The sequence below is a fragment of the Micromonospora endolithica genome, assembly GCF_003626595.1.
GTDB classification, from domain to species: Bacteria; Actinomycetota; Actinomycetes; order Mycobacteriales; family Micromonosporaceae; genus Micromonospora; species Micromonospora endolithica.
In genome coordinates, this window is the sequence record NZ_RBAK01000014.1 from 98,033 (window position 1) to 122,894 (window position 24,862).

General features: G+C 74.2%; 19 protein-coding genes and 1 pseudogene. 2 read left to right on the plus strand and 18 right to left on the minus strand.

Features of this window, described 5'->3' with window-relative positions:
- Positions 1–2 precede the first annotated feature (2 nt).
- The 13 genes from D7223_RS27050 to D7223_RS27110 all read right to left on the minus strand — a co-directional run bounded on the left by D7223_RS27050 (position 3) and on the right by D7223_RS27110 (position 17,299).
- The gene (locus D7223_RS27050) at positions 3–1,625 is read right to left on the minus strand and encodes a lipopolysaccharide biosynthesis protein (RefSeq protein ID WP_120731429.1); all 1,623 of its coding nucleotides are present in this window, start codon (positions 1,623–1,625) and stop codon (positions 3–5) included.
- Positions 1,618–2,160, minus strand: coding sequence for an acyltransferase (locus D7223_RS27055; RefSeq protein ID WP_120731431.1), 543 nt, complete (start codon positions 2,158–2,160; stop codon positions 1,618–1,620). Before D7223_RS27055 ends, D7223_RS27050 begins: the two co-directional genes overlap by 8 nt.
- Before the next feature lie 94 nt (positions 2,161–2,254).
- Positions 2,255–4,198, minus strand: a complete 1,944-nt coding sequence (locus D7223_RS27060; RefSeq protein WP_120731578.1) for a hypothetical protein — start codon at positions 4,196–4,198, stop codon at positions 2,255–2,257.
- Positions 4,199–4,406: 208 nt separating this feature from the next.
- On the minus strand, positions 4,407–6,122 hold the full coding sequence (locus tag D7223_RS27065; protein ID WP_120731433.1) for a CBM96 family carbohydrate-binding protein: 1,716 nt from the start codon (positions 6,120–6,122) through the stop codon (positions 4,407–4,409).
- A 153-nt stretch (positions 6,123–6,275) separates the two neighbouring features.
- On the minus strand, positions 6,276–7,100 hold the full coding sequence (locus D7223_RS27070) for a shikimate dehydrogenase (RefSeq protein WP_120731435.1): 825 nt from the start codon (positions 7,098–7,100) through the stop codon (positions 6,276–6,278).
- Entirely contained in the window at positions 7,100–8,302 is a 1,203-nt protein-coding gene (gene mltG / locus D7223_RS27075; RefSeq protein WP_120731437.1) for an endolytic transglycosylase MltG, read from the minus strand. The genes D7223_RS27070 and mltG overlap by 1 nt, the downstream gene beginning before the upstream one ends.
- The gene (gene ruvX, locus D7223_RS27080; RefSeq protein ID WP_120731439.1) at positions 8,299–8,760 is read right to left on the minus strand and encodes a Holliday junction resolvase RuvX; all 462 of its coding nucleotides are present in this window, start codon (positions 8,758–8,760) and stop codon (positions 8,299–8,301) included. The genes mltG and ruvX overlap by 4 nt, the downstream gene beginning before the upstream one ends.
- Before the next feature lie 72 nt (positions 8,761–8,832).
- Positions 8,833–11,511 carry an alanine--tRNA ligase gene (gene alaS / locus D7223_RS27085; protein WP_120731440.1) on the minus strand — a complete coding sequence of 893 codons (2,679 nt, stop codon included), beginning with the start codon at positions 11,509–11,511 and terminating at the stop codon, positions 8,833–8,835.
- Positions 11,508–11,813 (minus strand): hypothetical protein, encoded by a 306-nt coding sequence (locus tag D7223_RS27090; protein WP_120731443.1) that lies wholly within the window; start codon positions 11,811–11,813, stop codon positions 11,508–11,510. The genes alaS and D7223_RS27090 overlap by 4 nt, the downstream gene beginning before the upstream one ends.
- Before the next feature lie 27 nt (positions 11,814–11,840).
- A complete protein-coding gene (locus D7223_RS27095; RefSeq protein WP_120731445.1) occupies positions 11,841–12,302 on the minus strand; it encodes a DUF948 domain-containing protein in 462 nt (153 codons plus the stop codon).
- 152 nt (positions 12,303–12,454) lie between these two features.
- On the minus strand, positions 12,455–13,129 hold the full coding sequence (locus D7223_RS27100; RefSeq protein WP_120731580.1) for a hypothetical protein: 675 nt from the start codon (positions 13,127–13,129) through the stop codon (positions 12,455–12,457).
- Positions 13,130–15,498: 2,369 nt separating this feature from the next.
- A complete protein-coding gene (locus D7223_RS27105; RefSeq protein WP_120731446.1) occupies positions 15,499–17,010 on the minus strand; it encodes a replication-associated recombination protein A in 1,512 nt (503 codons plus the stop codon).
- 76 nt (positions 17,011–17,086) lie between these two features.
- Positions 17,087–17,299: a hypothetical protein gene (locus tag D7223_RS27110; protein WP_120731448.1), complete on the minus strand. Its 213-nt coding sequence runs from the start codon at positions 17,297–17,299 to the stop codon at positions 17,087–17,089.
- 128 nt (positions 17,300–17,427) lie between these two features.
- Here D7223_RS27110 and D7223_RS27115 point away from each other — a divergent pair, with 128 nt between their 5' ends.
- The gene (locus D7223_RS27115; protein ID WP_120731450.1) at positions 17,428–18,165 is read left to right on the plus strand and encodes a GNAT family N-acetyltransferase; all 738 of its coding nucleotides are present in this window, start codon (positions 17,428–17,430) and stop codon (positions 18,163–18,165) included.
- Here the strand turns inward: D7223_RS27115 and D7223_RS27120 are convergent.
- From D7223_RS27120 to aspS, 4 genes and pseudogenes are all read right to left on the minus strand, one after another.
- A pseudogene (locus D7223_RS27120) lies at positions 18,100–19,398 on the minus strand (MFS transporter); the annotation flags it as partial. The gene D7223_RS27115 and the pseudogene D7223_RS27120 sit on opposite strands and share 66 nt — an antisense overlap.
- Entirely contained in the window at positions 19,398–19,988 is a 591-nt protein-coding gene (locus D7223_RS27125) for an ArsR/SmtB family transcription factor (RefSeq protein ID WP_120731452.1), read from the minus strand. The gene D7223_RS27125 and the pseudogene D7223_RS27120, both read right to left, overlap by 1 nt.
- Positions 19,989–20,071: 83 nt before the next feature.
- On the minus strand, positions 20,072–20,881 hold the full coding sequence (locus tag D7223_RS27130) for an SDR family oxidoreductase (protein WP_120731454.1): 810 nt from the start codon (positions 20,879–20,881) through the stop codon (positions 20,072–20,074).
- Positions 20,882–20,976: 95 nt separating this feature from the next.
- Entirely contained in the window at positions 20,977–22,782 is a 1,806-nt protein-coding gene (gene aspS / locus D7223_RS27135; RefSeq protein ID WP_120731456.1) for an aspartate--tRNA ligase, read from the minus strand.
- 148 nt (positions 22,783–22,930) lie between these two features.
- Between aspS and D7223_RS27140 the strand changes: the two genes are divergently transcribed.
- Positions 22,931–23,557 (plus strand): DUF998 domain-containing protein, encoded by a 627-nt coding sequence (locus tag D7223_RS27140; RefSeq protein WP_158610938.1) that lies wholly within the window; start codon positions 22,931–22,933, stop codon positions 23,555–23,557.
- An 88-nt stretch (positions 23,558–23,645) separates the two neighbouring features.
- Here D7223_RS27140 and D7223_RS27145 read toward each other — a convergent pair whose 3' ends face one another.
- The gene (locus D7223_RS27145; protein ID WP_120731460.1) at positions 23,646–24,695 is read right to left on the minus strand and encodes a S1 family peptidase; all 1,050 of its coding nucleotides are present in this window, start codon (positions 24,693–24,695) and stop codon (positions 23,646–23,648) included.
- Between the last annotated feature and the right edge of the window lie 167 nt (positions 24,696–24,862).

Consider the following 24,862-nt stretch of genomic DNA (forward strand, 5'->3'; position numbering starts at 1 on the left):
CCTCAGCCCCGCCCGGTGCGGGTCAGCACGAAGCCCAGCGGGGTCACCCCGGCGGCCCGCAGGCGCTCGGTCAGCCTCCGCAGGTCGCCCTGCCGGGTGCGGTCCTGCTCCACCACGACCACCGCGGTGCCCTGCCGGGCCGCCGCCACGCCCCGCTCGTCGGCCTCCGCCGGCGGGGCGTTGAACAGCACCAGACCCTTCGAGGCGCGCAGCCGCCACGTCCCGAACCGGACGCTGCCGGCACCCACCGACACCTCGTCGCCGCTGTCCTGGACGGCGCTCTTCCCGCTGGCCGGTGCCCCGCCGGCCACCCGGGGCAGCGTCATGGTGGCGTCCGGGTCGGTCGACGGGCGGGCGGCGGTGGTGGTGGGGTGGGGCGACGGCCGGCGGACGGTGATCTGCTCGGTGATGTCGTCGATCGGGGGCTTGCCACCCTCCCGGGGCTTGGGCACGACCGGACGGGCCGGGTTGGCCACCGCGGGCAGCCGTCCCCGGTCGGTCAGCACGATGCCGCGCAGCCGGTCCACCCGGCCGCTGTCGTCGGCCGCGTACACGTCCCGGCCGGTGGCGGCGAGCGCCACGGCCAGCCCGGCGGTGAGCGCGGTCTGGTCCTCCCGGGTGGTCAGCAGCGCGACCCGGGCCGGTTCCCGGACCCGTTCGGCGATCGCCATCGCCACGTACCGGATGTCGGCGTCCACGGCGAGCCGGGAGCCGCGGAAGCCCTTGCTGCGTACCGTGCCGAGCAGCGGCAGGCCGGTGGCGTCCCGACCGTCGTCGACCGAACGGATCCGGCGGTCCACGGACTCCCAGATGTAGGCCAGGACCACGCCGAGCAGGGCGCCGCCGAGCAGGCCGGCGAGCAGGTAGAGCATGCTGCCGCCGCCGGAGCTGACCAGCGACCGCGCCGCCTGCCGGGTGACCCAGCCCGGGTTGACGTCGACCGCGGCGATCTCGGTGCGGGCGGCGCTGAGCTGGGTCAGCTGGTTGTTGATCCCGGACAGCTCGGCCACCGCCGCGTCCGCCGCGTTGTCCCCGGCGTTGGCGATCCGCCGTTGCAGGGCGGCCTGCTGCGCGGCGACCTTGGCGATGCTCTCGTCGTACTTGCGCAGCATCTCCCCCCGCTGCTGCTCGTACATGCCGCGGCGCACGTCCAGATATGCCTGCGCGGCGAGGTTGACCCCCTCCACCGCCGCGTCGGGCGAGTCGGCGGTGTAGAGGAAGCGCAGGATCTGGCCGCCGGTCGGCACCTCGACCTCAAGGGCGTCGCGGACCGCGCGCTGGTCCTGGCCGGTCTTGTCGACCAGTCGCTGCACGACGTCGGTGCCGGTGGCGATGCCGCTCTCCACGTTCATGTTCACCGCGCGGTCGGCGTTCCCCCCGCTCGGGGAGAACGCGTCGGTGACCACCGGGCGGACCGCGACGACCGCGTTCGCGGTGACCGCGCTGGGCACGGCGAGCACGTAGGTCAGCGCGGCGAGCAACCCGACCAGGGCGACCCCGGTCACCAGCCGGATCCGGTGCACCGGCACCCGGAGCAGGTCGATCAGGGTGACCGTACGGGCCGGAGCCCCGGCTCCGGAGGCGGCGGCGTCGGTGGGCCAGGGGCCGGGAGTAGCGTCAGTCATGGAACTTCTTCACCGTCTGTTGGGGATTTCCGACGACCACGACCCGCGGCGGCACGTCCGTCCGCACCACCGTCGCGGCGCCCACGACACTGTCCCGGCCGATCCGCACGCCCTTGAGCACCAGGGCGTGCGCCCCGATCCACACGTTGTCCTCGATGACGATGGGGGCGCGGGTGGCCGGGACCGGGGGTTCGTGACGTTGCTCGGGGGGCAGGTTGTGGAAGTCGTTGTCCACCAGCTCGCAGTCCGACAGCAGGCACCGGTCGCCGATGGTGACCGAGGTCCAGGTGCCGACCCAGGTCGCGTTCAGCAGGCAGTCGGCGCCGACCCGGACCTCGCCGGGACCGGCGAACCGGACCAGCTTGTTGATCCGGGTGCGGTCGCCGATGGTGACCCGGACGCCCCGGCGCAGCCGGATCCGACCCCGGATCTCCACTCCGTCACCGAGCGTCAGCCCGGGGTAACGCAGCTGGTACCAGTGGCGTTTGGCCGCGAAGACCGCGCGCACCACCAGGCCACGGCGGATCCCGCCCAACGAACCCTCCCCACGTCACGGGGCCGGCGACAGTGGATCCGTCGCCGGCCCAACGTGAACAATCTACCGATGTTCCGTTACGAGCGGTTGACCGCTACTGCACGGAGAAGAACGTCCGAGGGGTGGACCAGGACAGATCGGGCGTCGCCGGGGCGATGACCGTCGCGTCGGCACCGCTGACCGCCGGAGCGGCCGTCGGGTCGAACGGCACGCTGCGCAGCGTGCCGTCGGTGGAACCGTAGACGATCCGGCCACCGACCCAGGCCATGCCACGCACGCCCGACCAGGTGACCCCGGTGGTGGGCAGGCTGAACTCGGTGGCGCCGAGGTAGTTGCCGTCGATCTCGAAGTACCGGTAGTAGAGACCGTTGGCGCCGGTGCGGGTGTAGTAGAGGCGGCCGTCGAGGAAGAACGCGCCGGTCAGGTTCGCCGCGTTGTACCAGTCGTTGTAGCCCGACGCCTCCCATGGGGAGCCGATCGCGCCGCCGTTGAACAGCGAGATGTCGATCCGGCTGCCGGAGGGGGTGCCGGCGACGGTGTGCGCCCAGTAGATCCGGTCGGCGACCCGCCAGGTGGCGCCGGCGCCGGTGTAGGCCGGCTGGCTCACCGTGGCCGGGGTGCCCAGCGCCGTGCCGTCGAACGGCACCTTGGCCACCTCGCCGTCGGTGGTGCCGAGGTAGAGGTTGCCGGTGGTCTCGGTCGGCGGGTTCTTCGGGGTGATGGTCCGTCCGCCGGACAGCGGGAACATGCCCAACCGGCCGTGGTACTCGTTGCCCATGCCGTCGGAGTTCTGCCCGAAGTAGAGGCCGTCGCTGCCCCGCCACAGCACCGGCACCGAGGAGCCCCAGCCGCTGGTGCCGGCGGGCATCGAGGCGCTGCCGCTGCGCCGTGGGTTCCAGTTGACCGGCATGCCGGTGGCCGGGGTGACGGCGGCGACGCCGAGCCGGTCGACCGCCCCGTTGCCCGCCCGGTCGCTGGCGTTCGGGTTGTTCAGCCAGCGGAAGTGCCCGCCGAGGTAGATGACGTTGTCGGCCACCTCGACGGAGGTGATGGTGTCGTTACCGGTGTAGTCGACCCAGGTGCCCAGCTGCCCGGTGCCCCGCGCGGCGGTCTCGAACCGGACCAGCGCGTCGCAGTACGCGGCCGGCCAGCCGCCGCCGCCGTTGGTGCCGACGACGAACCAGCTGCCGTCGCCGCCGAACTTCACGTCCTGCACGTAGTGGACGAACGTCGCGGGTGCGGCGCACGGCGGGACGAACTTCTCGGTGCTCCAGTCCAGCACGGTCGGCGTGCCGGTGAGGTCGACCAGCGCCATCTGGTTGCGGGCCAGGTCGTTGACCAGCGTGAAGTTGCCGCCGACGGCGAGGGTGCCACCGTCCGGGGAGACGTCGATGGTCCAGACGTACGACGAGGTGGTGTGCCGGCCGACGGTGGCGTTGATGTTGAACGTCGGGTCGATCGCGCCGGTGGTGGCGTTGAGCCGGCCCAGCCCGGTGTGGGCGGTGCCGTTGAGCCAGCTGAAGGCGCCACCCACGTAGAGCCAGTTGCCGTGCAGCGCGAGGTCACGAACCGTGCCGCCGTCGGAGCGGCCGACCCAGCTGTCCACGATCGCGCCGGTGCTCGGGTTGAGCGCCACCAGGTTCTTGCGGCTCACCCCGTTGACCGTCTTGAACGCCCCGCCCACGATCAGCGTGTTGTTCGGGCCGGCGATGAGGGAGTTGACCGCGCCGTCGAGCACCGGCAGGAAGGTCGTGGAGATCGTGCCGGTGGTCCGGTCGTACCCGAAGAGGTAACGCTGCGTCGTCCAGGCCGCGGTGGCGGTCTGCCGGATCTGGGTGAAGCTGCCGCCCACGTACACCGTCGAGCCGACCTGCGCGAACGCGCGGGTCTCGCCGTCGCGGGCGTGCGGGGTGCTGTCAGCGGGGTTGGCCGAGACCAGGGTCGCCGTCTCGGGGGCCGGGACCACGGCGGCGGAGGCCGCCGACGGGACGGCCAGCACGGTGGCGGCGGTCACGAGGGTGACTGCCGCCGCACGGATGCGGAAACCGGCGGATCGCCAAGAAAGCGAGACTTCGGGCACGCTACGCCTCCAAGATGGATGAGAACCCGCGTAGCGTGCCTTGTCCACCCTGTTTGGCGCATCCGCCGATTGGGCGGTCTCACGTCCGACGGTGACGGAACGGCCCCCGAGTCGGATGTCCGACCGACCCGGAGGCCACCGACCGTCACCTTTCGACTACCTCAGGTCAGCTGGCGCCTCCGGTGGGCTGGCGCAGGTAGGGATCCTGTCCCGCTCGGGTGAACCCGGCCAGCGCCGAGGCGTCATGGTTCATCGTCATGTCACAGGTCTTCGTCCGGGTGGTCATTCCCGCCGAGTTGAAGTAGATCGCCGCCTTGATCTTCGGGTGCGCCTTCAACGCCGCCGGGAACTCCTCGAACCACCGTCGCTTCGCGTCCGGGTCGGCGGAGTTGAAGTTGGTGCCGAACTCGGCGAGCATCCGCGGCTTGCCGGCACCGATGCCGTTCTCGTCGAGCCACCGATAGAACCCGCCGACGGTGGTGGCCGGGCTCTTCCACACCGTGCTGCCGTTGCAGACGTGGAAGTTGTACGGGTCGTACCCCACCCAGTCGACGTACTTGTCCCCGGGGTACAGGCCCGCGTACCGGTCGTAGTGGCCGGACCAGCCCATCATCGTCCACACCCAGACAGCGTTGTGCGCGCCGGCCGCGGCGAACCGGTCGTGCACGTGGCGCCAGGCCCGGACGAACTCGGCGTCACTGCCCTTGCCCGGCTCGTCCTCCGGCTCGTGGTCGAAGCCCATGAACACCGGAACCCCGGTGGCGCGGATCCGGCCGGCCACCGCGTCGATGGTGCCGTCGTGCCGGCCGCTGTAGACGTCCGACCACTTCAGCACCGTGCCCGAGGAGAAGATCCGCGACTCCCAGGCGAAGAACATCAGCCGTCCCTCGCGCATCTGCTGCTGCTGGTAGGCGTCGGGGAAGGCGCCGTTGCTGCCGGCGTTGGAGAAGTCGTGGTAGCGGTGCACGACGTCGAACTTCCGGCCGACCTGCGCCTCCACCCGGGCGACCGCCGCGCCGTGGTCCCAGCCGTCGCCCGCCCCGGACGGGGCGTACATCCCCCACCAGGCACCGCAGGAGGGCACCAGGTGGTCGGACACCTGGCCGCAGCCGGCCGGCCGGCTGGGGCTGGGGCTGGGGCTCGCCGACGGGCGCGGTGACGCCTTGGTGGGGCTGACGCTCGGCGACGGCGTGGGCCGCGCCGGCGGGGACGGCAGCGCCGCGCTCCGGGTCGGCACCGGCGTACGGGTCGCCGGTGCCGCCGGCGCACTGCCCATGTCGTAGCTGATCTCCAGCCGCGGGCGCAGGTCGGTGTTGCGGTTCTCCGACGACGCCCAGTAGACCCGCGTCTCCAGGCCGGTCTGGGCCAGCGACACCGTGACGGTGCCGTTCCCCTTCACCAGCGCCGAGACGTCGAACTCGTTGAAACCCGCGCGCACCTCGCTCACCGAGGCCAGGGCGGCGCCGGCCGGCGCCGGGGCCGGGCGGGCGGCGGTGGCGTCGACCGTGGACGCGTGCGCCGTCACCGTCGCGCCGACCTTCTTCCAGGAGTGCACCCGCAGGGTGGCCCGGATGTTCACCGCCCTGGTCGGCAGCGTGGTCACCGCGAACTGGACGACCGCGTCGCGCGCGCCGCGCGGGTTGCCGTCACACCGGGCGGGACAGGTGGCGAGGGTGGTCTTCGCGCCGTTGTCGCCGTCCTGCGGCACCGTGGTGGCGGTGGTGTCCGCGGTCGCGCGGATCGACAGGTCGTCGGCGGCCAGCAGCGGCATCACGGTGGCCCCCAGGCCCAGCGCGACGGTCGTGCCGAGGGCGCCGAGGAGCACGGCCTTGCGCCGTGGACCCTGGTACCAGGTGAGGCGGTGCACTCCGTGCCTGCTCAACGGAAACTCCCTGTGTCTGCTGCGGTAACTGTGGGCAGCGTATCGACGGACGCGGTCCGACGTGCGCAGGACAGCCCGACCTAAGCGCGTCTTAACCGTCGCCTAAGGATGCCCGAAGTGACCACTGAGGACGGCCCCGGCCTGGTCGGCCGATCAGCGGGCCCGGGCGGCGGCGAGGGCGGCGGCCATCGCCGCCCGGGGCGCGGGAACCCCGGTGAACTGGGTGAACTGGCCGACCGCCTGCGCCAGCAGCAGGTCCAGGCCGGAGACGATCCGGCAGCCGGCCGCCCGCGCCGAGGCGGCCAGCGGGGTCGGCCACGGGTCGTAGAGCGCGTCGAACACCACCGTCGCCGGCGACCAGCCCGGTGCCGCGTCCACCAGGGAGTCGGCGACCCCCTTCGGCACCGTGGACACCACCACGTCGGCGCGCAGGTGCGCGACCGCCTCGTCCCACCCGGCGCCGGTCAGCGGCACGTCCACCGCGCGGGCCACCGGGCGCAACTCGTCGACCGCCACGGCACGGCGGGCCACCACGGTCACCGCCCGGGCGCCCAGCGACGCCGCCGCCGCCACGGCCGCCCGCGCGGTCCCGCCGGCACCCAGCACGGTCACCGTGGCACCCGGGCGTACGCCCGCCTCGGTCAACACCTCGACCATGCCGCCGACGTCGGTGTTGTCGGCGTACCAGGAGCCGTCCGGCCGGCGTACCAACGTGTTGGCCGCGCCGACGGCGGCGGCGACCGGCGACGCCTGCCCGGCCACCGCGAGCGCCGCCTCCTTGCCCGGCATCGTCACCGACAGCCCGGCCCACTCCGGGCCGAGGCCGGCGACCAGGTCCGGCAGCTCCGCGGCGGCGCACTCGATCCGGGTGTACGACCAGCCGGTCAGGCCGGCCGCGGCGTAGCCGGCGTTGTGGATCACCGGGGAGAGCGAGTGCGCGATCGGCTTGCCCAGCACCGCCGCCCTGTGCGCGACCATCAGATGATCCCGGCCTCCCGGGCCTTGTCCTCGTTGCGCTGGTGCTCCTCGTACGTCTCGGCGAACTCGGAGTTGCCCTGCCGGTCGACCGCGACGAAGAAGAGCCAGCCGCCCTTCGGCGGGGCCATCGCACCGGCCAGCGCGTCCTTGCCCGGGTTGTTGATCGGCGTCGGCACCAGGCCGCGCAGCTTGCGGTTGTACGGGTTCTTCGGGTTGTCCAGGTCGGCGTTCGTCATCTCCTTGGAGCTCTTGGTCTTCTGACCGGTCAGCTCCAGGTAGTAGTTGACGGTGACGTCCATCTCCAGGCAGCCGCAGTCGAAGTTGCCCTTGAAGACCCGGTTGTAGGCGACCCGGGCGACCTTGCCGAGGTCCTTCTTGGTGCCGGCCTCGGCCTGGGCCAGGGACGCCACGATCAACGCCTCGTACGGGGTCACCCCGCCCAGGTCGCTCTGCACCTTGTCGGCGAACTTCAGCTCGCCGGCGACGGTGAGGAAGTTGTTCACCATCTGCTTGAGGATCGACTCGGCGGTGGCCTTCGGCGGGATCTCGTAGGTGTCCGGGTAGAGGAAGCCCTCGATCGACGGCTTGACCTGCTTGCCGTCGTCGCGCTTGAACCACCAGTCCGGAACACCCAACGCGAGCGGATCCTTGGCCGCCGCCTCGAAGTCCTTGACCGGGATCTTGGTGAAGTCGGAGAGCAGCTTGTAGATGTTCTTCGCGGTGCGCCCCTCGGGGATGGTCACCCCGTTGGTGACCTTGTTCTTCGGGTCGAGCAGCGCGGCCACGGCGCTCTCGGCGCTCATCTGCTTGCGCAACCGGTACGTCCCGGCCTGGATGTTCTCACCCCGGGAGTCCTTCTCGGCGGCCTCCAGGAACGCCTTGGTGCTCTTCACCACGTCGGCCTCGTAGAGGGTGACGGCCATGTCGGCGACGAAGGCACCGGCCTTGATCTCGACCTGCACCTGCTCGGTGCCGGTCCCGTCGTAGTCGGGGGTGACGAAGTAGCTCTGCACCCGGTCGAAGCCGTAGAAGGCGCCACCGCCGATGCCACCCAGCAGGACGAGGGCGAGCAGCAGGGCCAGCACGGTCCGGCCCCGGCCGCCACCGGAGCCGCCGTTGCGCTTGCGCACGTAGCCGCGCCGGTGCCGGCCCTTCTCACCCCGATCCTGTTCGTCGAAGCCCAGGTCGAGTTCGTCGATCATCGTGTCCGCCTCCGCTGCGCGTCCAGCCAGCTCTGCAGAATCTCCACCGCGGCGGCCTGGTCGACCACCGCACGTTGTCGTCGTCCTCGGACGCCTCGCTCGGCCAGCCTACGAGAAGCCACGACCGTGGACATCCTCTCGTCGGTAAGCGTCACCGGAACCGGCGCTATCACATCGGCCAGTTGGCCAGCGTACGCCTTCACACCGACCGCCGCGGGACCGTGTTTGCCGGCGAGGTTGACCGGAAGGCCGACCACCACCTCGACCGCCTCGTGCTCGGCCACCAGGGCCGCGAGCTGGGCAAGGTCGGTCGGCACCGCGTCCGGCGCCGCCGTGAGATCCCGGGCCAGGGTGACCAGCGGGGTGGCCAGCACCCCGTGCGGATCCGACCGGGACACCCCGACCCGCACCTGGCCGACGTCGACGCCGAGCCGCACGCCGTGGGACGGTTCAGTCACCCACCGTCACCTCCCCCCATGACGAACCAGGGCGGACCGTGCGGTCCGCCCTGGTCTCCCGCCGTCGTCGCGTCACGCCTCGGCGATCGCCTTCTCGACCGTGAGCAGCAGGGTGGGTGCCTCCGCCGCCGGCAGGCCGCCGCCCTGGGCGAGGTCGGGGCTGCCCCCGCCGCGCCCGGAGAAGGCCGCCTTCACCAGGTCCGACGCGGCCAGGCCCCGGCCGCGGGCCGCCTGGTTCACGGCCACCACCAGCGACGCCTTGCCGTTGGCGCGGGCGGCCACCGCGACCACCGCCGGCCGGGCCGGGTCGATCCGACCCCGGATCTCCTGCGCGAGGGTCCGGACGTCGTTGCCGGCCGCGCCCTCCGGCGCCTCGGTGCCCACGTACGCGACCCCACGCACGTCCTTGGCCTGCGCCGCGAGGGCGGACGCGCCACCGAGCACCAGCTGGGCGCGCAGCTTCTCCAGCTCCTTCTCCGCGTCCCGCAGCTGGGTCACCGTCTGCTCGACCCGGTCGGCGACCTGCTCGCTGGGCACCCGGTACATCTCCGCGAGGCGGGACACCAGCAGGTGCTCCCGGGCCAGGAAGTTGAACGCGTCCATGCCGACCAGGGCCTCGACCCGACGGACCCCGGAACCGATCGACGCCTCGGAGAGGATCTTGACCAGACCGAGCTGGCCGGAACGGGACACGTGGGTGCCACCGCACAGCTCGCGGGCGTAGTCCCCGACCTCGACGACCCGCACCTCCTCGCCGTACTTCTCGCCGAAGAGGGCCATCGCGCCGATCCGCCGCGCCTCCTCCAGCGAGGTGATGAAGGCGTGCACCTCCAGGTCGGCCAGGAGCACCTCGTTGACCTGCTGCTCCACGTCCCGCAGCACGGTCGGCGACACCCCGGTCGGGGTGTTGAAGTCGAACCGCAGCCGGCCCGGCGCGTTCAGCGAACCGGCCTGGGTGGCGGACTCGCCCAGGAAGTTGCGCATGGTCTGGTGCACCAGGTGGGTCGCCGTGTGCGACCGGGAGATCGCCCGCCGGCGGCTGGTGTCGATCTCGGCATAACCGGTCTCGCCGGCGCGCACCTCGCCCCGGACCACCCGGGCCCGGTGCACGATCAGCCCCGGCACCGGCTGCTGCACGTCGAAGACCTCGACCTGCCCGCCGCCGAGGGTGATCATGCCGAGGTCGGGCTGCTGCCCACCGCCCTCGGCGTAGAACGGGGTGGCGTCGAGCACCAGCTCGACGGTGTCACCCTCGACCGCCGCCGGACGCGGGCCGTCGGTGCCCAGCACCGCCCGCACCGTGGCCTCCCGGGACACCTCGCCGTAGCCGGTGAAGGTCACCGGGCCGCCGGCGTCCAGCACCGACCGGTACGCCGACAGGTCGGTGTGCCCGGTCTTGCGCGCCTGCGCGTCGGCCTTGGCCCGGGCCCGCTGGTCGGCCATCAGCCGCCGGAAGCCCTCGGAGTCGACCGTCAGCCCCTGCTCGGCCGCGATCTCCAGGGTCAGGTCGATCGGGAAGCCGTACGTGTCGTGCAGCTGGAACGCCTTCTCGCCGGAGAGCGCCCGCCCTCCGGCGGTGCGGGTCTCGGTGATCGCGGTGTCCAGGATCGTGGTGCCCGCGCGCAGCGTGGACAGGAACGCGTCCTCCTCCGCGTACGCGTAGTCGGCGATCCGGTCGAAGTCGGTCGCCAGCTCCGGGTACGACGGCGACATGCAATCCCGGGCCACCGGCAGCAGCTCGGGCAGTGCCCGCTCCTGCCAGCCGAGCAGCCGGATCGACCGGATCGCGCGCCGCATGATCCGGCGCAGCACGTAGCCACGGCCCTCGTTGCTCGGGGTCACCCCGTCGCCGATCAGCATCAGCGCGGTCCGCACGTGGTCGGCGATCACCCGCAGCCGGACGTCGTCCGGGTGCGACTCGCTGGCCACGTGACCGGAGTGGGCCCCGTACCGCTTGCCGGTCAGCTCCGCCGCCCGGTCCAGGATCGGGCGCACCTCGTCGATCTCGTAGAGGTTGTCGACGCCCTGGAGGATGGAGGCCATCCGCTCCAGGCCCATGCCGGTGTCGATGTTCTGCGCCGGCAGGTCACCCAGGATCGGGTAGTCCTCCTTGCCGCTGCCCGGACCCCGCTCGAACTGCATGAAGACGAGGTTCCAGAACTCCATGAAGCGGTCCTCGTCGACCGCCGGGCCACCGTCGCGGCCGTACTCCGGGCCCCGGTCGTAGAACAGCTCGGAGCACGGGCCGCACGGTCCCGGGATGCCCATCGACCAGAAGTTGTCGGCCTTGCCCCGGCGGACGATCCGCTCCGCCGGGACCCCGACGGAGCGCCAGATCTCGAACGCCTCGTCGTCGTCCAGGTAGACCGTCGGCCAGATCCGCTCCGGGTCCAGGCCGAACCCGCCCTGGTCCTGCGACTTGGTGACCAGGTCCCAGGCCAGCGGGATGGCCCCGTCCTTGAAGTAGTCACCGAAGGAGAAGTTGCCGTTCATCTGGAAGAACGTGCCGTGGCGGCTGGTCTTGCCCACCTCGTCGATGTCGGGCGTCCGGATGCACTTCTGCACGCTGACCGCCCGGCGGTACGGCGGCGTCTGCTGCCCCAGGAAGTAGGGCACGAACTGCACCATGCCGGCGTTGACGAACAGCAGGTTCGGGTCGCTGATGGCGGGCAGCGGAGCGGACGGCACCACGGCATGGCCGTTCGCCTCGAAGTGCGCGAGGTACCGCCGCTTGATCTCCGCCGTCTTCATCGCTGGTGTTCCTCCGGAAAGATCTCTCGGTCGCCGATGCGCGGGTCCTCCCGCAGCTCGGCGAACTGGTCGTCGAACGCCTCGCCCTGGGCGAACGCGGCATGGATCTCCTGCTCGCGCTCGGCCATCCCGATCCGGACGTCCTCCACGAAGCTACGCAGCTCCTCGAGCAGACCGCCAGCGGATTGCGAGACCGTGCTGGCGATGCCGGCCGGGGTGTACGACTGCGCGGTGCGGGTCGCCTTGCGGACCACCAGTACACCGGCCGCGAGCCCGATGCCGAGCCAGAACAGTCGCCTCATGGTCGTACCTCCTGCTCGCCGCGCGGGTCAGCGGTTGCCGCGCCGGGCGGCCCGGCGCTGCTGCTTGATGGTGTCGCGGACCTCGCGCTCGGTCTCCGCGTTCTTCCGGGACGCGGCGGCACGGCGTACGCCGTAACCGAACGCGGCAACCTTCACCAGCGGGTTCGCGGCGGCGGCCGACACGACGGTGGCCAGGTTGGCGACGTTGGCGGTGACGTTCTGCGCGTGGCTGGTCATGGTGTCGACCTTGGCCAGCTGGAGGTTCACCCCGTCCAGCGAGGTCTGCACCTGCTCCAGCGCGACGTTGACGTTCTTCACCGTGGTGTTGACGTCACCGAGCAGCGGGGCGGTGCGGTCGTTGAGGTCGTTGATCATGCGGGTGGCGGCGTCCACCGTGTGCCGCAGCCGCAGGATGGGCAGCGTCAGGATCAACACCAGCATCGCGAACGCGATCGCCGCGATCAGCGCCGCGACCTCTCCAAACTCCACGCCTGTCCTCCTCAAGCAGAGTCACGCGCCACCGGGCTTGCCGGATCACGTGACCGTGTCGTGCACTGGCACCGCTCGGCGACCCGGACCGGGTCAGCGGGAGCAGGCGGGCCTGCCAGCACCAGACCCTACCGTCCGTGATGGAAACCGGCTCACGACGGTGAGGGTGTCAACTCACCCAACGGATCCCCGCTGAGTGTCGGGTAGGGATCCTCACCGGTGAGTGACGGGTCCGTACTCGGTTGTGGTCGGGTCCGCTCGTCGTCGATCGCGTTGCGCACCTTCACCGACACCAACGAGCCGGCGCACTCCTGCGCTGCGGCCGACTCCTCCGGCGTCGGCACCACCGCCGGTTCGCCGTCCACCGGCGGCGGTACGCAGGCCGGCGCCCGTACCCAGAGGTCCAGGGTCAGCTCGTCGCGCCGCCAGCAGTTGTAGGTGCCCTTCTCCTCCTTCTCCGGGCACCGGGCCACCTGCCAGCGCTGCCACCCGTCCCGGGCCAGCGCCGCCTCGTACGCCTGGGCGGTCTCCTGCGGCGACCGCTCCGAGGTGACCGTCCGCTCGCGCAGCCGGCAGTCCAGCAGACACCAGCGGCTGCCACTGACGTCGTCGACCGTCTTCGCCGCGGCCCAACCGGGCACGTCCAGCGCGTCGAGGGTGTCGAACACCGGGTCGCGGCTGAACGTCCGCAGGCCGAAGAAGACCGGGACAGCGCCCAGCAGCAGCACGCTGACCAGGACGAGTACGCCCAGCCGCAGCCGCTGCCGCTCGCGTACCCGCCGGTGCTGGTCGCGGGCGCCGCCCTCGGCGGGCCCGTCGTCGTCCAGCGCGGCCGCACCGGCGGCCCGGCGCAACGCGGGTGGGTCACCGGCCTGCGGGGCGGGGCGGGGCGCGCCGGCGGGCGCGACGGCGGCCCGGGCCACCGCCGGCTCGCTCGGGCGGTCCGGGGGCGGGACCGGTGAGATCCCGGACGGTTCGGGCCGGCCCGCCTCGCGGGACGGCGGCGCGGCGCGTCCGGCCGGTCGGTCGACCGGCGGACCGGGCGCGGGCACCCGGGCGACGCCCGGCTGCCCGGGTGGCGCCGGCCGGGGGCCGGCCCCGGCGCTCGACTCGTTCGCCTGCGGCCGGGGCGGGCCGGAGCGAGGGTCGCCCGGCCGGGCGGACCCGGCGGGCGGGCCGGCCGGCGCGCCGTCGGTGCGGGGGGCGCCGGGTGGGGCCACCCCCGCGCGGATCGGGCCGGTGTCCGGCCGGGCGGCACCCCGGGGCGGCCCGTCGGGCGGACCAGCGGGGCGGACCCGACCGCCCGCACGCGGATCGGCACCGGGGCCGCCGACCCGCGGGTCCAGACCCGGACCGGGCGCACGCGGGTCGCGCGCCGGGCCGGGCGGCGGCACCGGTCGGGCGGCGCCGCGCGGCGCGGGAGGCACCGCGGTCGGCGCGTCACCCGGCCGGGGCGGGCCGTCGGCGGGGCGGGCCCGGCCGGCCGGTGGCCGGCCGGCGTCGACGCCGGGCTGGGGTGGACGGGCGGCCGGGTCGGCGTTGCCGCGACGGGGCGCGCCGGGAGTGTCCGGCCGGCCCGCCGGTCCGGGTGCCGCCGGCGCGCCGGTCGTCGGCGCGGCGCTCCCGCGCCGGGTCACCACCGGCAGGCCGGGGTCGGTGTGGGTGCCGCGGCCGGCTTGCCGCAGCCAGTCGGCGGGGCGGTCCGGCCGGTCCCGCCGGGGCGCGCCCGGGTCGTCGGGGGGCGCGGGGCGCCGCTGCGGGCCGGAGGGGCCGTCGTCGGCCGCGCGGCGAACCCGCCCGGTCGTCTCCCCTTCCTCGGCGGAACGCCGGCCCCGTGCGGGCGGTTCGGTCTCGGCGCCGGGCGGACCCGGGCGGCCCTGCGGCCCGGTCAGCGGGTCGTCGGGGCGGGACCGGCGGCCCCGCCCGGGTGGTTCGGCCTCGGCCGGCCGCCCGGGGCGGCCCTGCGGCCCGGTCACCGGGTCGTCGGGGCGGGGGCGGCGGCCCCGCACGCCCGGGTCGGTCGGGTCCGCGGCTCGCCGGGCGCGGGTGGGTCCGTCGCCGTCCGGCGCCGTCCGGCGTCCCCGGGGCGGGCCGGCCGGGGCCGGGGGCGCGTCGCCACGCGGCACCATCGGGTGGTCCCCGGTCCCCCAGCGGCGCCCGGCGCCGGACACCGGCTCCACGTCGGCCGGTCCGGGCACCGGCGGCGCGTTGCCGCTGCGCGGCACGATCGGCGGTCCGGCATCGGCCACCGGCGGACGGCCGGGAGGACCGTCCGGCCGGGCGCCGGGACCGGCGCTGGTCCGGCCACGGCCGGCCGGGTCCGGCGCGCCGGCCGGCGGACGTCGGTCCGGGCCGGCGCCGGCCGGCGGCGGAGTCTGGTCGGGCACGCCGGGACCGGCCGGGGCGCGGCGCGGCCGGCCCGTCGGGGCCCGGTCGACCGGGCCGGCGGGCGGCGGCTGGGCACCCGGCTGCGGCACCCGGAAGCGGCCCGCGGCACCGCTCAGGTCACCGGACCGGGGATCCGTCGGATCGGGGTGGTCGCCCCGGCTCGGCGGGCGGGCTTCCCGGCGGGCCGGCGGGGGTGCGACCGGCGGGCCGCCGGGTGCCGCGCCACGGGGCGGGCCGGCGGGCACGGGCGGGACGGCCCCGGCGGGCGGGCCGGCCGGGTGACCGGGTTGCGGGCGGGCCGGTGGGGAGGCGGGCGGACCGGACACCGGTCCCGGTCGACGGTCCACGCCGTCCGGGCCGGGCTGCGGCCAGCCGGCGGCCGGCGTCGGTCGGGGCCGCGTGCCGGGGGCGGCGCCGGGTGCCGGGGGACCCGCCGGTCCGGGGCGCGGCGCGGGCGGGCGGGCGACCGGGCCGGACGGCTCGGCGGCGCCGGGCCACGGCCCGTCGACCGGGCGCGGGCGGGACTCCCCGTCGCCCCGGCGCACCGAGGGCGACGCCGCCGGACCGGGACCCCGCTGGCCGGACCGCTCGGACGACGGCGGACCGGCGGGCGGCGGCGCGCCACCGGGACCCAGGTCGGTGCGGTCCTGCTTGGCCGTCCGAAGGTCGTCGATCCAGCCGAGTTCCTCGCCGTCGACGGCCTCGTCGGGCTCCGGTTCGGCCTTGCCCCGTCCCCAGCGGCGGCCCTTGGGGCGGGAGTCACGCCGCTCGTCGGGACCGTCCTCGGGTCGCTCCCCACCACGCGATCTCACTGCTGATGACCCTCCCCGGCGGCGTCGTCGCCGCTCTCGTGCACCCCGTCGTCGCCCGTACCCCCCGGGCGGTGGTCGCCACCGGCGCTCCCGTTCGCGCCCACCGGCGCCGGAGGGCGGACGGCCGGCGCGGGCAGCCCCCGCACGATGCGGCGCAGCAGCGGCAGCCGGGTGGCCACCGACCGCTCCGCGCCGTGCTGGCTGGGCCGGTAGTAGTCGGTGCCGACCAGGTCGTCGGGCACGTACTGCTGGGTGACCACGCCGCGCTGGTCGTCGTGCGGATAGCGGTAGCCGGCGCCGTGCCCGAGCCCCCTGGCGCCGGAGTAGTGCGCGTCGCGCAGCCCGCGCGGCACCGACCCGCCCCGGCCGGCCCGGACGTCGGCGATGGCCGCCCCGATGGCGGTGGTGGCCGAGTTGGACTTCGGCGCGGTGGCCAGGTGGATCACCGCCTGGGCCAGGTTGAGCTGCGCCTCGGGCAGGCCGACGTACTCCACCGCGTGCGCGGCGGCGGTGGCCACGCCGAGCGCGCCCGGGTCGGCCATGCCGACGTCCTCGCTGGCGAAGATGACCAGGCGGCGGGCGATGAACCGGGCGTCCTCGCCGGCGACCAGCATCCGGGCCAGCCAGTGCAGGGCGGCGTCCACGTCCGAGCCCCGCAGGCTCTTGATGAAGGCGCTGGTCACGTCGTAGTGGGCGTCGCCGTCACGGTCGTAGCGGACGGCGGCGGTGTCCACCGCCTGCTCGGCGGTGGCGAGGTCGATCCGGCCGGCGCCGAGGGCGGTGGCCGAGGCGGCCGCCGCCTCCAGCGCGGTGAGCGCCTTGCGGACGTCGCCGGCGGCGAGCCGGACCAGGTGGTCCTCGGCCGCCGCTTCGAGGGTGAGCGCGCCGGCCAGGCCACGCCGGTCGGCGACCGCGCGGCGCAACAGGCCGCGTACCGCCTCGTCGTCCAGCGGTTGCAGGGTGAGCAGCACGCACCGGGACAGCAGCGGCGAGATGACCGAGAAGTACGGGTTCTCGGTGGTCGCCGCGAGCAGGGTGACCGTGCGGTCCTCGACGGCGGCGAGCAGCGAGTCCTGCTGGGTCTTGCTGAACCGGTGCACCTCGTCGATGAACAGCACCGTCTGCGGCCCGCCGGAGCGGCGCTGGCGGCGGGCCGTCTCGATCACCGCGCGGACGTCCTTGACCCCGGCGGAGAGCGCCGACATGGCGACGAACCGCCGGTCGGTGGCGCCGGCCACCAGGTGCGCGATGGTGGTCTTGCCGCTGCCCGGCGGCCCCCAGAGGATGACCGACATGGGGACGGCGCCGGAGACGAGCTGCCGCAGCGGGGCGCCCGGTGCCAGCAGGTGCCCCTGACCGACCAGCTCGTCGAGGCTGGCCGGACGCATCCGGACCGCCAGCGGCGAGCCGGCGTCGACCGGAGTGAAGCCGTCCACGCCGGCGGCGCCCGTGGGTGCGGGCGGCGCACCGGCGGGTTCACCGAGGGTGAAGAGGGCGTCGGACTCCATCACGGGAACAGTACCGGGCCCGAGCGGTGTCGCCGGAAGCAGCGCCACCGCCCGGGCCGTCAGTGATCGGATCCGGTCAGCCCCGGCCCGGACGCCGGCCGCGGTACCAGCGACCGCCCCCGCCGCCGCGCGGGCCGCTGCCGACCCCGGCCAGGTAGAGCGACAGCAGCAGCAGGCCGAGCATCAGCAGGGTGTGCACGTTGAACAGGTCGGGCGCGCCGAAGTTGGTGTCCAGCAGGTCGATGAGCAGGGCGAAGCCGAAAACGATCGCCGCGAGAATGGCGAGCATGTCGTTCCTCCGGTGGGGGTTACCAGTAGGTCGGCCGGGATGTACCCAAACGGTCCGTCCGTCAATCTCCACGGTGGATCCGGTGCCCCGGCCGGCACGCCCGCGCCCGGCGTTCCTAGGCTGACCGGATGATCACGCTGGTGGAGCCCCTGGAGGGGCGGGACGCCATCCTGGCGGCAGCCGGTCACCACCCGTACGTGCGGAACGCCCTGTGGCCCGCCGGCCGGCTGCGTGGCTGGCGCCGGGACGGCGCGGTCGGCTGGCTGCTGCCGCACGGGCCGGGTCCGGCCGGCGGCGCGATCGGCGCGCCCGGGCCGGCGGTGGAGATCGTCGCCGACCTGGTGGACCGTGGTGTCCTCGGCCCGGGCCAGTGGTTGCACCTACCGCGCCTGGACCCGGCGACACCGGCCGGGCTCCCGGTGGCCACGCGCGACGAGTGGGACTTCCTCTGGACCACCGCGCCCCCACCGGAGCAGCCGGCGCAGGAGCGGGTGGTCCGCCTCACCGCCGCGGACCACCCGGCGCTGACCGCGCTGGTCGACGCGTCGTTCCCGACCAGCACGTCACGGCCGGGCGATCCCCGGGTCGTCGACTGGTACGGCATCCGGGCCGGCGACCGGCTGGTGGCCTGCGGCGCCGACCGCAGCCGGGGCGACATCGGCTTCCTCGCCGGGCTGACCGTCGCGCCGGAGCACCGGGGACGAGGCCTGGGCGCGGCCCTCACCGCCGGGATGACCCGGGCGCTGCTCGCCCGGTACGACACCGTGGCGCTCGGCGTCTACACCGTCAACGTCGGTGCGATCCGGCTGTACCGGCGCCTCGGCTACACCCACGCCCTCGCCCGCACCTCGGTCCGGCTGGGCTGACCGGCGACCTGCCCGCCAGGCGGGCAGGTACATCGGGGCGGCCAGGGCCAGGGCGACCGCGCCGGCCAGCATCGCGGTGCCCACGCTCGCCCGGTCGGCCACCGCGCCGAGCGCGACGCCGCCCGCGGCGCCCGACGGCATGGCCACCATCGAGACCAGTGACAGGACGCTGGTGCGGTGCGGGCCGTCGACCTGGCGGTGCACCAGCCCCTTGTAGACCGGGTTGGCCGCGCCGTGCACGGCGTAGCAGAGGAAGTAGGCGATCAGCACCCCGATCGGGCCGGCGAGCAGCGCCATCCCGACCACGGTGGCGCCCTGCACCACGTGCAGCAGCGCCGCGCCGGCCGCCGGGCCGAGCCGGCGGGTGAGCAGCGGCACCAGCGCCGCGCCGCCGGCCGAGGCGAGCCAGGCCACCGTGCTGGCCGGTCCGAGCAGTGACGCCGCCCGGTCGGCGTCGCCGACGACGTCGGCGAGGCGGACCGGCAGCAACGTCTCGAAGGCGATCATGCCGAAGCCCCAGAACAGCTCGACCACCACCAGGGCGGCCAGCACCCGGGACCGGCGCAACAACCCCAACGCCTGGCCCACCATGCGCGGCGCTCGGGCAAGCGAGGACCGCAACGCTTCCGGACCGGCGGCGGGCCGGATCTCCACCAGCAGGGTCACCAGTGCCACCAGGGAGACCAGTTGCAACGCCACCGCCGCGACGACCGGCGTGGTGAGGGCGCTGAACGGTCCGACCGGCCCGAGCGCGACCAGGCCACCGCTGAGCAGGGCGCCCGCGGCGATGCACAGGCCGAGGACCGTGCCGCTCTGACCGAGCCCCTTCTCGTACGCGGCGTCCGGGTCAGCGGCGAGGGTGGTGTCGACGTACCAGGCCTCCAGGGGGCCGCTGTCCAGCGCCCGGTATACGCCCTGCAACGCCCAGACCGCGACCAGCAGCGCGAAGGTGTCCGCGACCACCAGCATTCCGAGGGAGACCAGGTTGACCAGCGCGGCGACCACCAGCAGGGGCCGTCGGCCGAGCGCGTCGGCCAGGCCGCCGGTGGGCAGTTCCAGCGCCAGGACGAGCAGGCCCTGGGCGGCGGTGGCCAGGCCGATCTGGGTCAGCGACAGGCCGCGCTCCTGCATCAGCAGGACGGTCACCGGGATGACCAGTCCGACCGGCAGCCAGCGCAGGCCGTGCAGGATCAGGAAGCGCCGCCGGACCTGGGTGACGCTCAGGGTGCTCATCACTGCTCCACCCGGGGGAAGGCGGCCAGGAAGACGTGCACGTCGCGGGTGTCCGGGGCCGGTGGCGCGACCTCGTCGCGGTAGCGCATCACCACCGCCCACAGTTCGTCGTTGAGCGCCCGCAGCCGGGGCGGGTCCAGGGCCAGCACCAGGTCGCCCATGCCGGCGGCGTCCCGCCACGCCCGGTCCTCATCGGCGGAGACCGCCCGCCAACGTTGCGCCGCCTCGACCAGGTAACGGACCTGGTGAGCCATGATCCACTCGACGGCGGCGCGGGCGTCCGGGTCGTCGTCGAAGTCGGTGGGCTCGAAGTGGCTGATCTCGTGGGCGGCCCGCCACCAGCGCTGCCGGCCGCTGCCGAGGTCCGGGGCCTCGGCCACCAGCCCGGCGTCGGCGAGCTGGCGCAGGTGGTAACTGGTGGCGCCGGTGTTGGTGTCCAGCTTCCCGGCCAGCGTGGTGGCGGTGGCCGGGCCGTCCAGCCGCAGCGCGCCGAGCAGGCGCATCCGCAGCGGGTGGGCCAGGACACGTACCTGAGCGCCGTCCAGGTGGACCTCTCGTGCCTCCGGGCGCCGGGCGGGCTGGTTCTCCATGAATGCACAATATCTCTGCACACTTTCTATGCACAATAGTTGTGCATAGAAAGTGTGCAGGAGTCGCCGTGCTGTCGGCGGGGTCAGGCCAGGAGTTCGGCGACGCCGCGCAGCCGGGTACGGAGCAGACCGGCGGCGCGGGTGGAGTCCAGGCGTACGTCGGTCGGACGGCGCTGCCCGCACGCCGCACCGGTGGTGGTGCGCAGGCCCGCCGGGTCCAGCCCGTCCCGGCGGGCCACCAGGACGCCCAGCTCGGCCCGGCTGACCGCGTCCGGACCGGCCACGTTGAGCGGCCCGGCGTAGCCGTTGTCGACCAGTTCCAGCACGGCGGCGGCCAGGTCGGCGACGTCCACCGGGCAGCGCAGCTCGTCGGTGAACAGCGCCACCCGGCCGGCCAGGGCGTCCCGGCAGAGCTGGATCTGCTTGCTGCCCTCCCCCACGATCAGCGAGGTACGCACCAGCGCGGCTCCCGGATCGAGCGCCCGCACCGCCGTCTCCGCCGCCGCCTTCGCCGCGCCGTACGGGAAGACCGGCGTCGGCGGCTCGTCGTCGGAGTAGGGCGTCGGCCGCCCGGCGTGCAGGGCGTCGCTGGACAGGTGCACCAGCCGGGCCCCCACCTCGGCGGCGGCGTACGCGACGTGCGCCGCCCCGTCGGCGGTGACCGCCCAGTCGTCGTACCGGTAGGGGGTGGCCACGACCGCGTCGGGGCGCACCGCGACGAAAAGCTCGCGCACCGCGGACCGGTCCGTCACGTCGAGCCGCCGCACGAGAACACCCGGCACCCCGACCGATCCGGTGTGCACGGTCCCCACCACCGCACGCCCGCCGGCGATCCCCTGCCGACAGACCTCCCGCCCCAGAAACCCGCTGGCCCCCACCACGAGCAGCCTCACCCCTACCCCTTTCCCCTGTCGATCATGAGGTTAGCGGGGCGACACGGCGAGCCGGGACCCGCCAACCCCATGATCAACTGCGGAGGGAGGGGCGGTCAGACCGGGTCGGCGACGGGGGCGGCGGGGCCGGCGGTGCCGGCGTGGGCCGGCGCCTGGGGCTTGGGCTTGGCGTCGATGCCGGCCTCGGTGCGCTGCTGGGCGGTGATCGGCGTCGGCGCGCCGGTCAGTGGGTCGAAGCCGCCGCGGGTCTTCGGGAACGCGATGACCTCGCGGATCGAGTCCGCGCCGGCGAGCAGCATGCAGACCCGGTCCCAGCCGAACGCGATGCCGCCGTGCGGCGGGGCACCGTACTTGAACGCCTCCAGCAGGAACCCGAACTTGTCCTGCGCCTCCTCCGGGGTGATGCCGAGCAGGTCGAAGACCCGCTTCTGCACGTCGCCCCGGTGGATACGGATGGATCCGCCGCCGATCTCGTTGCCGTTGCAGACGATGTCGTACGCGTAAGCCAGCGCGCGGTCCGGGGCCTCCTCGAACCGGTCCACCCAGTCGGCGTTCGGCGAGGTGAACGGGTGGTGCACCGCGGTCCAGCCGCCCTCGTCGGTCTTCTCGAACATGGGTGCGTCGACCACCCAGCAGAACGCCCAGGCGCTCTCGTCGACCAGCTTCGCCCGCTTGGCGATCTCGATGCGGGCCGCGCCGAGCAGTTCCTGCGCCTCCCGCGGGTTCGTGCCGGCGGCGAAGAACACCGCGTCGCCCGGCTTCGCGCCGACCGCGTCGGCCAGGCCGGCCAGGTGCGCCTCGGACAGGTTCTTCGCCACCGGGCCGCGCGGCGCGCCGGTCTCGGCGTCCAGCACCACGTAGGCCAGGCCCTTCGCGCCGCGCGCCTTGGCCCAGTCCTGCCAGCCGTCCAGCTCCTTGCGGGTCTGCGACGCGCCACCGGGCATCACCACCGCGCCGACGTAGCCGCCCGCGTCGATCGCCCCGGCGAACACCCGGAACTCGGTGCCGCGCAGGTAGTCGGTCAGCTCGGTCAGCTCCACGCCGTAGCGCAGGTCCGGCTTGTCGGAGCCGTACCGGGCCATCGCGTCGTGCCAGGTGATCCGCGGGATGGGCCGGGAGATCTGGTGCCCGGCCAGGTCCTTCCACAGCGCCGCGACGATCGCCTCGCCCAGGTCGATCACGTCGTCCTCGGTGACGAAGGACATCTCGATGTCGAGCTGGGTGAACTCCGGCTGCCGGTCGGCACGGAAGTCCTCGTCGCGGTAGCAGCGGGCGATCTGGTAGTACCGCTCCATGCCGCCGACCATCAGCAGCTGCTTGAACAGCTGCGGCGACTGCGGCAGCGCGTACCAGCTGCCGGGCTGGAGCCGGACCGGCACCAGGAAGTCCCGCGCGCCCTCCGGCGTGGACCGGGTCAGCGTCGGGGTCTCGATTTCCAGGAAGTCCCGCTCGTGCAGCACCGTGCGGGCGAGCTGGTTGGCCCGCGAGCGCAGCCGCAGCGCCTTCGCCGGGCCGCTGCGGCGCAGGTCCAGGTAGCGGTAGCGCAGCCGGATGTCGTCGCCGGCCTCGACCTGGTCGTCGACCGGCAACGGCAGCGGGGCGGCCTCGGACAGCACCTCCAGCGCGGTGGCGGTCACCTCGATCTCGCCGGTCGGCAGCTCCGGGTTCTCGTTGCCCTCGGGACGGCGGGTCACCTCACCGACGACCTTCACGCAGAACTCGTTGCGCAGCGCGTGCGCGTCCTCCTCGCGGAAGACGACCTGCACGACGCCGGAGCCGTCGCGCAGGTCGACGAAGATGACACCGCCGTGGTCGCGCCGGCGGGCCACCCACCCGGCGAGCGTCACCGTGGTGCCGGCGTCCGTCGCGCGCAGGTTGCCGGCGTCATGGGTACGGATCACGACTTGCGTCTCCTCATCTGCTGCCACGTCTGTCTCCACCCGCATTCTGTCAGGTAAGGAAGGGCCCCTTCCTAACGCCTCCGGTAGAGCAGGGGTCCCCTGTTAACACCCGGGCACCCGCTCGGGGAGAGCGCGTACGGTGTGCCGGGTGCGCGTACCCCGATGGGCCCTGCTCTCCGCGACCGCCGCGCCGGTGCTGCTGATCGGCGGCTGGACGCTCGCCGCGGCCCGGCAGCCCGGCGGTTTCGACCAGGTCTCGGGCACGATCAGCGCGCTCGCCGCGCGCGACGCCACCGACCGGTGGATCATGACGGTGGCCCTGCTCGGCCTCGGCCTGTGCCACTGCGTGACCGCCGCCGGACTGCGGTCGCTGCGCCCGGCCGGGCGGGCGCTGCTGGCCCTCGGCGGGGTCGCCACGGTCGCGGTCGCGGCGTTTCCGCTGCCCGCCGAGCGGGGCTCCTCGACGCCGCACGGGCTGGCCGCCGCGGTCGCGTTCGGCGCCCTGGCGCTCTGGCCGGCGCTCGCCGCGCGCCGGGACCGCGGGCCCGGCCCGGCCGCCGGCCTGACCCCGCGCCAGGGTACGACCGCCACGGCGCTGCTGCTGCTGGCCGTCGGGTGGTTCGTGGTGGAGCTGGCGACCGGCGGCCCGCGGATCGGGCTGTCCGAACGGGTGGCCGCCGGAGCCGAGGCGCTCTGCCCGCTGGTGGTGGCGCTGACTCTGCTCCGACGCCTGTCCGGCGTTAACAGGGGTCCCCTGCTCTACACCAGGCGTTAACGGGGGGCCCTTCCTTACCCGCACCAAGGCGGGCCGCCGGTGTCCCGACGGCCCGCCTTGGTGCGGGTGGATCAGTGGTGCGTGCGGATCAGTAGACCGCCACGCCGTAACGGCTCAGCACCTCGGTGACCGGCTGGAAGAACGTGGTGCCGCCGGTGCGGCAGTTGCCGCTGCCGCCCGAGGTCAGGCCCAGGGCGGTGCCGCCGCTGAACAGCGAGCCGCCGCTGTCGCCCGGCTCGGCGCAGACGTTGGTGCGGATCAGGCCGGAGACCGAACCCTCGGCGTAGTTCACCGTGGCGTTGAGCGCGGTGACCGAGCCGCTGCGCAGGCCGGTGGTGCTGCCGGAGCGCTGCACCGACTGGCCGACGTAAGCGTTGCCGGAGCCGGTGATGTCCCGGAAGCTGCCGTTGTAGAGGGAGACGTTGCCCGGCTGCACGGTGCTCTGGTTGCTGTAGCGCACGATGCCGTAGTCGTTGCCCGGGAAGCTGGTGCCGCTCCGGCTGCCCAGCAGCGCGGTCTGGCCCGAGTTGGAGTACCAGTTCGCCGCGATGTTGGTGCAGTGCCCGGCGGTGATGAAGTAGTAGGTGCTGCCGGCCCGGACGTTGAAGCCCAGCGAGCAGCGACCGCCACCCTGGGCGTAGATCGCCTGGCCACCGGAGATGCGGGTGCTCAGCACGCCGGCCTCGGCCTCGATGCGGACCGCACCGCCGGCGCGGGCGGCGGCGGCCTTGACCCGCTCCAGCTTGGCGCCGGTGACGGTGCTGTCGACGGAGACGACGACCTGGTTGGTGGCCGGGTCGGTCCACCAGGCGGTGCCGGCGATCTTCGCCGTGCGCTCCAGGTCGGCGGTGGCGCGGTTCAGCTCGGCGGCGCCCCGCTTGACGATCTTCGGGGTGGCGCCGGCGGCGGCGACCTGGCGGGCGGCGAGGGCGTCGGTGACCGCGACGACCATCTTGCCGTTGGCGCCGGCGTAGGCGCCGGCGGCCCGGTCACCGAGGCGCTCGGCGAGGGTGGCCGCGGCGTCCGGTGAGGCGGCGGGTGCCGCCTGGGCCGGGGCGCCGATGAGGCCACCGGCGACCAGGGTTCCGGCCGCGACGAGGGTGGCGGCGCGGCGGAACGTGGACCTCGTGGGTCGCATGTAACAACCTCCGGGAAGAGGGGGCTATGGCCCGCGCCGGAGCTGGCGGAGGCCGGGGGTAACCCGGCGGAGCTGGGGGAACCGGCCGGGTGAAGTGAAGTATTCACATCCTTAAGATCCTAGGCAAGCCCTAGGTTCGTCCGAATTGACCCGAGCTTGATCCGTCA

Bases quoted from the DNA above. Each gene is read 5' to 3' on its own strand.
- D7223_RS27090 (WP_120731443.1), bottom strand. From the start codon at position 11,813: ATGAGGCGACTGTTCTGGCTCGGCATCGGGCTCGCGGCCGGTGTACTG.
- D7223_RS27110 (WP_120731448.1), bottom strand. From the start codon at position 17,299: ATGCTCGCCATTCTCGCGGCGATCGTTTTCGGCTTCGCCCTGCTCATC.
- D7223_RS27125 (WP_120731452.1), bottom strand. From the start codon at position 19,988: ATGGAGAACCAGCCCGCCCGGCGCCCGGAGGCACGAGAGGTCCACCTG.
- D7223_RS27115 (WP_120731450.1), top strand. From the start codon at position 17,428: ATGATCACGCTGGTGGAGCCCCTGGAGGGGCGGGACGCCATCCTGGCG.
- D7223_RS27050 (WP_120731429.1), bottom strand. From the start codon at position 1,625: ATGACTGACGCTACTCCCGGCCCCTGGCCCACCGACGCCGCCGCCTCC.
- D7223_RS27145 (WP_120731460.1), bottom strand. From the start codon at position 24,695: ATGCGACCCACGAGGTCCACGTTCCGCCGCGCCGCCACCCTCGTCGCG.
- mltG (WP_120731437.1), bottom strand. From the start codon at position 8,302: ATGATCGACGAACTCGACCTGGGCTTCGACGAACAGGATCGGGGTGAG.
- alaS (WP_120731440.1), bottom strand. From the start codon at position 11,511: ATGAAGACGGCGGAGATCAAGCGGCGGTACCTCGCGCACTTCGAGGCG.
- D7223_RS27105 (WP_120731446.1), bottom strand. From the start codon at position 17,010: ATGGAGTCCGACGCCCTCTTCACCCTCGGTGAACCCGCCGGTGCGCCG.
- D7223_RS27070 (WP_120731435.1), bottom strand. From the start codon at position 7,100: ATGGTCGCGCACAGGGCGGCGGTGCTGGGCAAGCCGATCGCGCACTCG.